Source organism: Capilliphycus salinus ALCB114379 (genome assembly GCF_047276495.1).
GTDB classification, from domain to species: Bacteria; Cyanobacteriota; Cyanobacteriia; order Cyanobacteriales; family Microcoleaceae; genus Capilliphycus; species Capilliphycus salinus.
In genome coordinates this window covers 5,312,761-5,325,011 of the sequence record NZ_CP178543.1, presented here as the reverse complement: position 1 = coordinate 5,325,011, position 12,251 = coordinate 5,312,761, and the positions used below count along the sequence as shown (strand labels likewise).

The 12,251-nt window shown below is 45.0% G+C and carries 8 protein-coding genes; 7 read left to right on the top strand and 1 reads right to left on the bottom strand.

The window, feature by feature from the left end; translation table 11 throughout:
• Window positions 1-133 precede the first annotated feature (133 nt).
• The 4 genes from ACL6C3_RS21585 to ACL6C3_RS21570 all read left to right on the top strand — a co-directional run bounded on the left by ACL6C3_RS21585 (window position 134) and on the right by ACL6C3_RS21570 (window position 6,033).
• Window positions 134-1,735, top strand: coding sequence for a S8 family serine peptidase (locus ACL6C3_RS21585; protein WP_413161103.1), 1,602 nt, complete (start codon window positions 134-136; stop codon window positions 1,733-1,735).
• A 189-nt stretch (window positions 1,736-1,924) separates the two neighbouring features.
• A complete protein-coding gene (locus ACL6C3_RS21580; protein ID WP_413161102.1) occupies window positions 1,925-3,346 on the top strand; it encodes a hypothetical protein in 1,422 nt (473 codons plus the stop codon).
• A gap of 97 nt (window positions 3,347-3,443) precedes the next feature.
• Complete coding sequence (locus ACL6C3_RS21575) at window positions 3,444-4,841, top strand: DUF1822 family protein (RefSeq protein ID WP_413161101.1); 1,398 nt, start codon at window positions 3,444-3,446, stop codon at window positions 4,839-4,841.
• A gap of 199 nt (window positions 4,842-5,040) precedes the next feature.
• On the top strand, window positions 5,041-6,033 hold the full coding sequence (locus ACL6C3_RS21570) for a pentapeptide repeat-containing protein (protein WP_413161100.1): 993 nt from the start codon (window positions 5,041-5,043) through the stop codon (window positions 6,031-6,033).
• A gap of 48 nt (window positions 6,034-6,081) precedes the next feature.
• Here ACL6C3_RS21570 and ACL6C3_RS21565 read toward each other — a convergent pair whose 3' ends face one another.
• The gene (locus tag ACL6C3_RS21565) at window positions 6,082-8,619 is read right to left on the bottom strand and encodes a glycogen/starch/alpha-glucan phosphorylase (protein ID WP_413161099.1); all 2,538 of its coding nucleotides are present in this window, start codon (window positions 8,617-8,619) and stop codon (window positions 6,082-6,084) included.
• A 438-nt stretch (window positions 8,620-9,057) separates the two neighbouring features.
• Here ACL6C3_RS21565 and ACL6C3_RS21560 point away from each other — a divergent pair, with 438 nt between their 5' ends.
• The 3 genes from ACL6C3_RS21560 (at window position 9,058) to rodA (ending at window position 12,048) form a co-directional block, all read left to right on the top strand.
• A complete protein-coding gene (locus ACL6C3_RS21560; protein WP_413161098.1) occupies window positions 9,058-10,053 on the top strand; it encodes a sulfurtransferase in 996 nt (331 codons plus the stop codon).
• Window positions 10,054-10,349: 296 nt separating this feature from the next.
• Window positions 10,350-10,706, top strand: a complete 357-nt coding sequence (locus tag ACL6C3_RS21555) for a VOC family protein (protein ID WP_413161097.1) — start codon at window positions 10,350-10,352, stop codon at window positions 10,704-10,706.
• 88 nt (window positions 10,707-10,794) lie between these two features.
• Entirely contained in the window at window positions 10,795-12,048 is a 1,254-nt protein-coding gene (gene rodA / locus ACL6C3_RS21550) for a rod shape-determining protein RodA (protein ID WP_413161096.1), read from the top strand.
• The last annotated feature ends 203 nt before the right edge of the window (window positions 12,049-12,251 follow it).

The following is a 12,251-nucleotide window of genomic DNA, read 5'->3' as shown; positions in this document are numbered from 1 at the left end:
AAATGAGCGAGTCCGCATCGGGGGGAGTCGATCGGATTTACAGATTCCAGAGAGACTGCTAAACTGCATAAGCTTTCTTCCCTCAGAGATACATTGAGTCAGGTGTATACAGCGTTGTGTAACGTTCATCTCTATGTTTGACGCTCAACAAGCAGATTGGTCAGGATTGCATCTGGTCGATTTAACGACCCCAGAACCCCTCAACAGCCCAGAATGGAATGGATATTCCGATCCGATCCGGGCTTCGGTTCCCCAACTTCCCGCCTTAAAACCCCTCGAACCCACCCTTACTGCTGAAGTTTGGGATCATCACCCCGATCCGAGTCAAAACCACCTCACCACAGATCCAGTCACAGGGGAAAACCTCAGCGATCAGTTTGGACTTCCGGTCGTCGATGATACTTTAATCACCGCTCAAAATTTGGGTTTGATCGAAGGAACTCAAACCGTGAGCGATTCTGTCGGAATCTTCGATCTCGACGACTATTATCGGATTGAACTCCACAGCGCCAGCAACCTGCATCTATCTTTAGATGGTTTAATCGCAGATGCAGATTTACAATTAATCGACGATCGCAATAGTGACGGTTTTGTTGATTACGATGAAATCATTGACTACTCTCTGCGATGGGATAACTTCCCCGAAAATATTTCCGCGACTTTACCTGCGGGAACCTACTACATCAACGTTACCCAGTTTAGCGGTTCTACACCCTATACCCTGAACCTCTCCGCAACGCCGATCCCGGTTAATGAGTCCGTTTCCGGTTTTGATGCTGTAGACGGATACGGTTTGATTAACGCATCTGCTGCGGTTAGTCAGGCGATCGGTTCTCCGGTTCCCTTTGTTGATGTTCCCGACACCCTCGATCCCAACTGGGGAGTCAATCGAATTAACGCCCCCGAAGTTTGGAGTCAGGGTTACACCGGCGAAGGCGTGGTTGTGGCGGTACTCGACACCGGAGTAGACTACAATCATCCCGATCTCGACAGTCGCATCTGGCAAAATATTGATGAAATTCCCAATAATGGTATAGATGACGATGGGAACGGTTTCCGAGATGATGTCAACGGTTGGGATTTTATTGATTATGACCGCGATCCGATGGATTTAGACGGTCACGGTACCCATGTCGCCGGAGTTATCGCCGCAGAAAATAACGAATTTGGGATAACCGGCGTCGCTCCCAACGCTCAAATTATGCCCGTCCGAGTCTTGACAGATGATCAGGGGGGAATTTATAGCGTTGTCTCTGGGATTCGTTACGCTGTTGACAACGGTGCCGATGTGATTAACATGAGTTTGGGTTTCGAGAGTTATAGTAGCTACTACTATCACTTCAATCCGCTCCAAGAAGCGATTCAATATGCTACAGACAATGGGGTTGTTGTGGTTTCCTCCGCCGGAAATGATGGGGAGTTTGTACCGAAATACCCCGCGAACTACGCCACAGAGATCGGAATTGCGGTGGGTGCTTCCGACTTTTACAATCATTTCGCCGATTTCTCCAATCAGGCGGGTTTTAACCCCTTAGATTATGTTGTCGCCCCCGGAGTCGATATTTACTCTACCACCCCCAACAATAATTATGAATATTATGAGGGAACGTCAATGGCGGCGCCTCATGTGGCGGGTGTTGCGGCGTTGATGTTGAGTGCAAACCCCAATTTAACTGTTGCGGAAGTTGAACAAATTTTGACCCAGACGGCGAATCCTTCGGCTTTGATTGCGTAAATTCAATCGGCCTGTTACACTCAGACGCAAAGTGCATAGGCCGAAAATCTCCAGAAATAAGTATCAGCAGAAGGGAACCAACCCCAACAGAACACCCAAAAAAGGACATGGAGGTGAAATAATGACAAACTAGAATCAAGTGGAAGTCTGTTGACTGCTCACCATCGCCAACTCCAACTTAAAATTTCAATGGGTACTGCGTCAAAATACTGGAAATTGGTCAAACTCACAAGTTCGGGACAGCGGAAAATTTCCGAAATCCCCTCAGCTAAAGCATTTTTTCAGTCAGCACTCTCCGAGTGGGCGACTCGCACCGAAGTGTCCGATGTTCCCATTCAGAAACAATTGACTCAGTGGTATCGCCAACCGTCCACCCTTCCTTCTAGCGATTTAGGTTCAACAGATGCTCAACTTTGTCTTTTGTGTTTTATTTCTTGGGAAATTGAGCAAACCTGTTTGTATCTAGAGGCTAAATTTGGGGAAGAACACGGTTTTAGTCGTCAAGATTTATTTCCTTTAGTTCTTGATGAATCTGGGGAAATTAACCCAAAAAATAGTGATTACCAGTCTTTAGCTCGACAAATTCTTGACAGTTTTGACCCCCAACAAAGCAGTTTGGCAACCTGGACCAATCGCCGCGTTAAATTCCATCCCGAATTGAACACGTTTCTGCTCGAACGGGGAATTTATATGGTGAGTAATTGGGCGATATTGAACGATACTCGACCCAAACAACTTGAGCGAATTTTGTCCGAGGTTTATCAACTGACTCCGGTGGAAATTCAACGCAGTAGTCAAATTTTATCTAGCTATCACAGCATTTATCGCAGCCAACGACTTCAACAACGCACGAGCGGATTTAAACGGCGATGTCAACCTCCAACTCCCGAACAATATGAACAAATGACTCGGTTTCTAAAAGCTCAATTTGATCTTTCGATTTCTACGAAAATGGTTGCTCAAACTCTGCAAGAGATTTCTACTCAATTAAGAGATTATCGGATTTATGTTCGCGGCGGTCAAGTTCCGACTAAATCCCTCGATGATTCCGAGTTGGAAGGATCGGATAAGTTGGTTTATCCCGAGGAACCGACAACAGAAGATGATAGCCAACAGGTCGCCTTTTTAGAGCAGTACCGCCAACAGTTTTTAACCTGTTTGGATGTCAGTTTGTTAGAAGTGATTGAGCAAAGATTGAGTAAGTTTAAAGGTCGGAGTTCGGAAAAAAGAGAACAATTTTTAAAAGCGTTGAGTCTATTTCATTGTCGGGGAGAATCAATGGGAGAAATTGCCAAACAGTTAGGGTTAAAAGCACAGTATCAAGTGACTCGTTTGTTAAAATTGAAGGAATTTAGAGCCGATGTTCGACAAACTCTTTTAATTCAACTGCGCGATCGCATTCTCGAATTTGCTAAAAATTATACTGATTCTCAACGCTTAAAAAGTTTGGATAAAACTCTCGATTCTCAACTTGATGAAGCGCTCAACGAACAAATTGACCGGGTGATTCAAGAAGCAGAATCGGAATCTCACAATTCCCAAGAAAGTTCGACAAAAAGTTTATTTTCTCGGCGACTTTGTGAGCAGATAGATTGTCAGTATAAGTGTTAAAATTTACCTTCTACCTCTATGCTATCTCAATCGATTATAATGGAATCGTGCATCACAACTTCCCCCCGCTTAATTTACAGAATCAGGAGAACTAAAAATGAGTAATTCATCTTTATTAACGGAAATTTCGCTCGGTTTTGAAGCCTTCTCAACATCGTCTGTTTCTTTATCTAACGAACAAATTGATCGCGCTATAGAACTGACTCATCCCCTTAAAGATGAATCTCGGAAATGGTTTACTTATTTAAACGCTTTAGCTTTATTTGGCTTTGAAAACTGGTTGGAAGAACGGGGCGATGAATTTACTGTTAACCGCGAAAATTGTTCTATTTTTAATCCGGAAATTGCGAATACAATAGACGCCGTTTGTAATTTACAAGTTAATCAATTTAAAGTTTGTTTAGTAACCGTTGGAAGTTTATTGGATGAAGTTGTTACCGTTCCTCAAGCGGTATTAGATTTACCCGAATACGCGGCTCAATTTTATGTGTTGGTGGAAGTTCAAGAAGAACTTGAAACCGTCGCTGTTTCCGGTTTTATCTCCTATCAAAATCTGATCGCCGCCAAAATTAATGCAAATTTAGAACCGGATGAAGACTGGACTTATTCCATTCCCTTACAATGGTTTGAACCAGAAACCGAGGAATTACTTCTCTATTTACGCTGTTTGGAACCCGCAGCCATTCCGTTACCGGAAATTCCAAACCGTCAAACTTTACTTTCGGCTCAAACAGCACAATTACAAACAATTTTACCCCAACTTCAACCTCAAAATCAAGCGTCAAACCCTCAACTGTGGAACCTGTTAAACTGGGAACAAGCCACAGCAATACTCACCCATCCCTCACTCTTAAGATGGGTTTATCAAATCCAAAATACAACCGATTTAGAAGGTGAAATTGGTCAATCTGAGTTGATTGAAACCCAAAAAACTTATCTCAAAGATCTCCTCAAACTCATCAGCGAACCCGCCATCAATTTGGGGCGTTGGATGCGGGATGAACTCGATAATTTAGCGAATGAATTCTCTTGGGTTCTCCTTCCTGACGTTTCCCTCGAAATGAGAGGTTATCCGGCTATGAGAAACATGAGAGATACTTCCGAAGAAATGGGAATAATTCTGCAACAACTTCAACAACAAGGAGTAGAAATTTCCCCTCAAGCTAAAGTCGGTTATCGAGATTTACAACTGGCTGAAACCTCTTTGCGGTTATATGCTGTAACCGGGGAATTAGAGTCAGATACGGTTCGCGAATGGAAATTATTACTGATTTTGGGAACCCCTTCTCAGACGAGTTTACCCCATCAAGTGCAGTTACGAGTCAGCGATGCCAGCACAATTTTAGACGAACAGGGATTAAATCCCGGCGATGATTATCCTTATATTTTCACCGAGGTTGTTGGAAGTTTAGAGGAAAAATTCATCGTGACCGTTAGTCTGGGTTCGGAACTTCAAGAAACGTTACCGCCCTTTGGTTTTAATCCCGAACAATAAAGCCCCCAGACAAGCCAAAAAGCGTCAATCTGCATAAGAGGTTGAACCCGAGAAATATGTAGCTGTAGAACGCCCACAGTCTCATCTTCTTTAATTTTACATCGGATCAGGCGATCGCATCACCGGTGAAAAATTTTAACTAGACTTGATTTTAACATTTGAGACTCGGGGTTTTTAGATTTTACTCCAGGTGTGCATTATGACTGTCTGTTTTTCCGAACCCAATATCCCGCCTTCGTTCAACCCCAAACCTCACAAGTTGGGAAATAAAAATTATCAAATTCTTGATTCAATTCGCCAGCTTTTCAAAAGCAAAAATGCTCAAAATAGTAACCTGTCAAAAGCGAACTTACCAAACGCAGATCTCAGGGGTGTTAATTTATCCGGGGCGAATTTAGAACAAGCAAATCTCGAAGGTGCCAACCTCGTTAATGCCAATTTAAGAAATGCTAACCTGAAAAAAGCAAACCTGAAAAATGCCAAGTTAAGCGGTTGCGACTTGCGGGGTGCGGATTTAAGTTTCGCCGTACTTAGCGGGAGTAATTTAACTCAAGCTAACTTAGAAAATTCCGATTTAAAATTGGCAAATCTGGGATGTTTTTCTTCCCAACAAACTCAACTAAACCGCGCCAATCTCAAAAATAGTAACTTGGCTCAAGCAAATTTACAAGGAGTCTGTTTGCAGGGCGCAAATCTCACCGGTGCCAATCTCAAACAAGCCAATTTGAATCCCTATTTAGAGGAAAACAACGGTTCAACAGCGCCCATTGTTAGCGATTTAACCGGTGTCAATTTAACCAATGCTAACTTGCTAAAAGCTCAACTTAATGGTATTATACTAGAAAATGCAATCTGCGAGAATGCCAACTTTAAACAAGCTCAACTTCAACAGGCTATTCTCCGCAACGCGAACTTAATGAATGCGGATTTGAGCGAAACCGATCTCAAGTTTGCCGACTTAAACCGGGCGAATCTTCGCGGGGTTAATTTCAGAACCAGTAACCTAGAAAGCGCCTGTTTAGCCGAAGCAAACCTGATCAATGCTAAATTAGAATACGCCCGTTTAATTGAAGTTGATTTGAGTGAAGCTAACCTAAAAGGTGCCAATTGGAGTCGGGCTGAATTGTACAATAATGTTATGGAAAACGTCACCTTACCCGACGGTACAAAATATCATCAACCCACTTCTTAAATAGAAACCCGGTTTCTCAAAGAAACCGGGTTTCTGGGTCTGGAAAGATTACTTGGCGACTTTTAACACCGCAGTATCTTGATTGTATTCTTCCACTTCAATGGGAACCGGCTTAACATTCCAGATTTGTTCGCAGTATTCTTTAATGGTGCGATCGCTAGAAAACTTACCCATGCGGGTAGCATTCTTAATCGACATTTTAATCCAACCTTCGCGATCTTGGAATGCTTTGCTAACTTGGTCTTGACATTCAATGTAAGACTGATAATCCGCAAACAGCATATAAGGATCGTGGTGAATAAAGGAATCAATCATGGGTTTAAACAAATCCTTATCCCCATGAGAAAAATATCCCGATGTGATCCGATCAATCACCGCTTTCAACTCGGCATTTTTGCTGTAATATTCCCAAGGATTGTAACCCGCAGCTTTAGTCTTGTAAACTTCCTCTGCGGTTAAACCAAACAAGAAGAAATTCTCCTCTCCGGCTTCTTCGCGGATTTCAATATTCGCCCCATCCAGGGTACCAATAGTCATCGCCCCATTCATGGCAAACTTCATATTACCCGTACCGGAAGCTTCTTTTCCAGCCGTTGAAATTTGTTCGGACAAATCCGCAGCCGGATAGATTTTCTGACCCAGAGAAGCGTTAAAATTCGCCAAGAAAACCACCTTCAACCGTCCGCGAACATCGGGGTCTGCATTAACAACTTCGGCGACTGCATTGATCAATTTAATCATCAGTTTCGCCATGAAATATCCCGGCGCCGCCTTACCACCAAAGATAAAAGTACGCGGCACAATATCAATACTGGGATTTTGTTTGATGCGGTTGTACAGGGTGATAATGTGCAGCACACACAAATGCTGACGTTTGTATTCGTGAATCCGCTTCACCTGTACATCAAACATCGAATTGGGATCGACGCCAATACCGTTATGTTTCCAGATATAATCGGCGAGTTTGCGCTTATTTTCAAGCTTAATCTGGTCCCACTGTTCGCGGAATCCGGGATCTTCGATGTAGGCTTCAATCTTGCGAAGTTCATCGAGATTTTTCAGCCAACCATTGCCAATTTTAGAGGTATAAAGCTCAGACAGCGAGGGATTACTCAACAAAATCCACCGACGGGGAGTCACGCCGTTTGTTTTATTGAAGAATTTCTCCGGCCAAAGCTTGTAGAAATCGCGCAGGGTGTCTTGTTTCAACAGTTCCGTGTGCAGCGCCGCCACACCGTTAATCGCGTGAGATCCCACACAAGCTAGATTCGCCATCCGAACATATTGTTCCGGCCCTTCTTCAATCAGGGATAAACGCGCCAACATCCCCTTATCATCGGGATACCACAACTTGACATCTTCGAGAAAACGGCGATTAATTTCGTAGATGATTTCCAGATGACGGGGGAGAAGATAACCAAACAAATTCACCGACCATTTTTCCAACGCCTCCGGCATCAGAGTATGGTTGGTGTAAGCAAAAGTATTTTGAGTGATCCGCCAAGCGGTATCCCAATCAAGACTGTGTTCGTCGATCAACAGCCGCATCATTTCGGCGATCGCCACCGCCGGATGGGTATCATTAAGCTGAATGGCGGCGCTTTCTTGTAAATTGTGCAGACTCTTGTTGTGCATCAAATGGGTGCGAAGAATATCCTGCAACGTACAAGAAACGAAGAAAAATTGTTGTTCGAGTCTAAGTTGCTTCCCTTGAGGGGTGTTGTCGTTGGGATAGAGAACCTTAGAAATGGTCTCCGATCGCATTTTTTCCGCAACCGCACCGTCGTAGTTTCCGGCGTTGAACGCATCAAAATTGAAGTCATCGCTGGCCTCAGCCCGCCACAGCCGCAGCGGGTTAACGGTGTTGGTATCGTATCCGGGAACCGGCGTATCGTAGGGAATGCCAATGGCCGTGGTTGAGGGAATCCAACGCACTCGAAAATGACCTTTATCATCGTGGTACATTTCCGTATGGCCGCCAAACTTCACCTCAACAAACTGATCGGGACGGGCAATTTCCCAGGGGTTGCCAAAACGCAGCCATTTATCGGGAATTTCCGCTTGCCAACCGTCTTGAATGGTTTGGTGAAAAATCCCAAACTCATAGCGCAAACCGCAGCCGACGGCCGGAATTTCTAAGGTGGCCAGAGAGTCGAGGAAACAGGCGGCCAAACGCCCTAAGCCCCCATTTCCCAAACCGGGATCGGGTTCTCGCTCTAACAGTTCCTCTAAATTCAGTCCCGACTCCTCAACCGCCTGACGGATTTTTTCGTAGATGTGGAGGTTGATCAGACTGTTGCCGAGATGACGCCCCATCAAAAATTCCGCCGAAAGGTAATAGACCACCTTGACGTTGTTTTCGGTGTAGGTTTTAAAGGTTTTCAGCCAACGGTTGAGCAAGCGATCGCGCAGTGTGTAGGCGAGCGCCATGTAAAAATCATCTGCGGTGGCAAAGGACTCATACTTCCCTTGCAAGTAGAAGAGATTATCCGCAAATGCCCGTTTGAGCGTGTCCACACTCATTCCGGTGCGATCGTCCTCAATTTGAATCGGACATTCAGTTGCGGGGATGAGGGATTGAGTCATAGATTCTCCTTTCTATCGGCCTGTTGGGTTAGGACAAGTTTTCGGTTGCAGAAATCATATCAGGCTGAATCTCGCTATCTCTGTAGCAATCGTTTCCAGCCTGTCTGAACAGCACTCCTGCTCCCGATGAAGATTATCGATAATTTTTTTGATTTGAAGACCCAGAACATTAACTTTCGCGTCTATTGTATCCTGTTTGTCTAGATTGAGTCATACTGGCATTGCCTTGTGAAATCCTCCTCCAAGCCTGGAGCGAATCTTGGGAACGCTTCAACGAACTCAAAGTCCTACTATTGTCACATTTTCCACGCCAGCTTAAAGTAGTTAACAGTACATTTACAGAGGGATTTCTTTACGACTTTAACTTAATCTGATCTCTGTTAACACTTGATTTTCTTTGCTTTTTCTTTAGGAATCCAGTCTTCATAGGGGAAAAAGTTGCTCATCGATGCCATTGCACTCAGTATTTTTAACTATCCTTTCCGTTTTCTGGGATTGGCCGGACTTGGCTTGATCGGGTTGGGGGCGGTATACGCTTACCTGCGGTTTGGGACTCCGAGCCTCGAAAGTTCACCTCGATCTGAATTTGCCGGACTTCGCATTGACCCCGAAGGCTTACAACAACAATGGATCGTCAGCGGCGAACAGGCTAAAATTCTCACCGAACAAGGTGCCACCCTTTTAGATGCCCGCTCGTTCCCGATGTTACACTTAGAACGCCTGGAAAATGCCACTTTTGTCCGTTGGCAGGATTTTTCACCCGAAGCCGCCAGCGATCGCGGAAAACTGCTCGCCGACGATCGCATTTTAACTAAAAAATTACAAGCTCTGGGTATTTTTAAGAACAAACCGGTTATCGTTTATATTGACCCGAAAACCGGATGGGGCGAAGACGGTCGCATCGTTTGGATGTTACGCAGTTTGGGTCATTCTCAAGCGGTTTGGGTTGATGGCGGTTTTGGGGCGTTAGTTCGAGCCGGTTTAAGGGTTAAAAGTCATCTAAAACCGATTCAATCCCCAACGGGAGATTTTCAAGTTCAACGCTGTCAAAATTGGCAGAGCGATCGCGAACAACTCCAAAGCCGTTTAAATGACAAAAATTTAGTAATTTTAGACAGTCGAGAACCCCGAGAATATGCCGGAGAAACCCCCTACGGAGAACAACGGGGCGGTCATTTACCGGGAGCTATTCACCTTTATTATAAAGAGTTAATCGATGAAAAGGGAATGTTATTTTCCCGAGAAATAATCTTAGAAAAATTGGCAGAAAAAGGGATTACACCCGACAAAGAAATAGTCAGTTATTGTACCGGAGGCGTGCGATCGGCGTGGTTAACAACCGTGTTGGTGGACTTAGGATTTTCCGCCAAAAATTATCCCGGTTCAACCTGGGAATGGTCGGCTTATCCGGCAGAAGAATATCCGCTTTTCTAGAATAAAAAACTAGAATAAAAAACCCGGTTTCTTTGAGAAACCGGGTTTTTGGGGACTGATGAGAAACCGGGTTTTTGACCGATAGTCAATAAAAAATACACCCTACCCAAGCGGGAGAGCGTACTGAAGTTATAGCTATGAACGTGTAACACACTTGAGCCATTCAATTTAACCTATATCCCAATTGTTAGAACTTATGCAGTCAGTCCCCTGCGCGATCGCGCTAACCCCGTCGGTCAGGTCACAACAGAAGCGGTAAAATAATCAGCAGAAAAGCATATTAACAAATATTGACCATGAAACTGAAACGACTCGGACACGTTGCCATCTGCGTCAACGATATAGACAAAGCGGCAAAATTCTATAAAAATTTAGGCATGAAACTGGTTTGGAAAGATACAGACTGGGCCTATCTCAAAGCCGGAGAAGACGGGTTAGCCCTCCTCAGTCCCGGTTATGACCAAGCAGGTGCCCATTTTGGGTTCGTCTTTAGCGATCGCGGAGAAATGGAAACCGCCTACGAACAGCTTAAAACCGAAGGCGTAGACGTCAGCCCCATACACGAACACCGAGACGGTACCGCATCGTTTTACGGTCGAGATCTCGATGGTAACGCCTTCGAGTACCTCTATGAACCGACAGCCACCAACTAAAAAATCTAAACCAGGGACTCCCGACTGTGCCTAAAAGCGTTTGAAAACAATAAATAAAACACCACCATTCAAAACACGACCCGAAACTATGATAGATAAAATACGCCTGGGAAGACGTCGGCGAACCCCCTTTTCCGCTTGGGAACAAGTAGATTTCTTTTTGTTTGTGCTGTGTATCGGTTTGACCGTTTTAGGCGGAGTGATGATCCGCAGTGTCGAACTTAACCAAGGCTTAACAGACTGGTGGCAACATTGGATCACCGGAGGAGTCGGTTTAGTTTCCGCCATCGTGATTTCCCGCTGTCGTTATGAAAAATTGCTGCGATGGAAATGGGTTATTTATATTGCCAGCATTATCGCCCTGATCGCGGTACAAATTATCGGGACAACCGCTTTGGGGGCGCAACGGTGGATTAATATTGGCGGCTTTCACGTTCAACCGTCAGAATTTGCCAAAGTCGGGATTATCATCACCCTGGCGGCATTATTACACGAACGCACCAGCCCAACCATTCCCGATTTGATTAGAATGTTAGCGATCGCCGCAGTTCCTTGGGGATTAGTTTTTATCGAACCCAACTTGGGAACCTCCCTGATCTTCGGAGCGATCACCCTGGGAATGCTTTACTGGGGAAACGTTCATCCCGGTTGGTTAATTTTATTAGTCGCCCCCATCGCTTCGGTGATTTTATTCACCGTTTACGAAGATGCAGGTATTGTTTGGGCGGTATTAATGGGGTTTGTCGGTTGGTGGAGTTTACCCCTGCGTTGGTTAACGGCGCCGTTAGCGGTTTTAGCCAATTTGGGTGCTGGAAAACTGGGAAACTTCTTTTGGGGTTTGCTCCAAGATTATCAAAAACAACGTCTAACCGGATTTCTCAACCCCGAACAAGATCCCCTCGGCGCCGGTTATCATTTAATACAATCTCGGATCGCTATTGGTTCGGGGCAACTCTACGGACGCGGACTCCATCAAGGCACCCAAACCCAGTTAGATTTTATCCCCGAACAACATACCGACTTTATTTTTTCAGCCATTGGCGAAGAATTGGGGTTTATTGGTTGTATTTGCGTGTTGCTCGCCTTTTGGGTTTTGTGTTGGCGTTTGGTGATGATCGCCTTAACCGCAAAAGATACCTTTGGTTCCCTGATTGCCATTGGCGTTTTATGTATGATGGTGTTTCAGGTATTTGTTAATATTGGCATGAATATCGGTTTGGCTCCGGTGACAGGTATTCCTTTACCCCTGCTCAGTTATGGGCGTTCGGCGCTATTGAGTAATTTTATAGCCATTGGACTGGTGCAGTCTGTCGCCAACCACCGACAGCGAATTAAATTTTAAAGGAGTTGGGAGTCAGGAGTTAGGAGTCAGGAGTTGGGAGGTGGGGAGGTGGGGAGAAACTGTTTACTGTAAACTGAAATAACTCTATGCACGAACTTCGCTCTCGACGGAAGCCGCCAAGTCGCAAGGAACGCGCTCTCGACGGAAGCCGCCAAGTCGCAAGGAACGCGCTGGTGACAGGTGTTGCAGCGCGGTCTTGGGGT

Excerpts from the sequence above, each read along its gene's own strand:
- ACL6C3_RS21570 (WP_413161100.1), top strand. The coding sequence starts at position 5,041 with ATGACTGTCTGTTTTTCCGAACCCAATATCCCGCCTTCGTTCAACCCC.
- ACL6C3_RS21580 (WP_413161102.1), top strand. The coding sequence starts at position 1,925 with ATGGGTACTGCGTCAAAATACTGGAAATTGGTCAAACTCACAAGTTCG.
- ACL6C3_RS21565 (WP_413161099.1), bottom strand. The coding sequence starts at position 8,619 with ATGACTCAATCCCTCATCCCCGCAACTGAATGTCCGATTCAAATTGAG.
- rodA (WP_413161096.1), top strand. The coding sequence starts at position 10,795 with ATGATAGATAAAATACGCCTGGGAAGACGTCGGCGAACCCCCTTTTCC.
- ACL6C3_RS21555 (WP_413161097.1), top strand. The coding sequence starts at position 10,350 with ATGAAACTGAAACGACTCGGACACGTTGCCATCTGCGTCAACGATATA.
- ACL6C3_RS21585 (WP_413161103.1), top strand. The coding sequence starts at position 134 with ATGTTTGACGCTCAACAAGCAGATTGGTCAGGATTGCATCTGGTCGAT.
- ACL6C3_RS21575 (WP_413161101.1), top strand. The coding sequence starts at position 3,444 with ATGAGTAATTCATCTTTATTAACGGAAATTTCGCTCGGTTTTGAAGCC.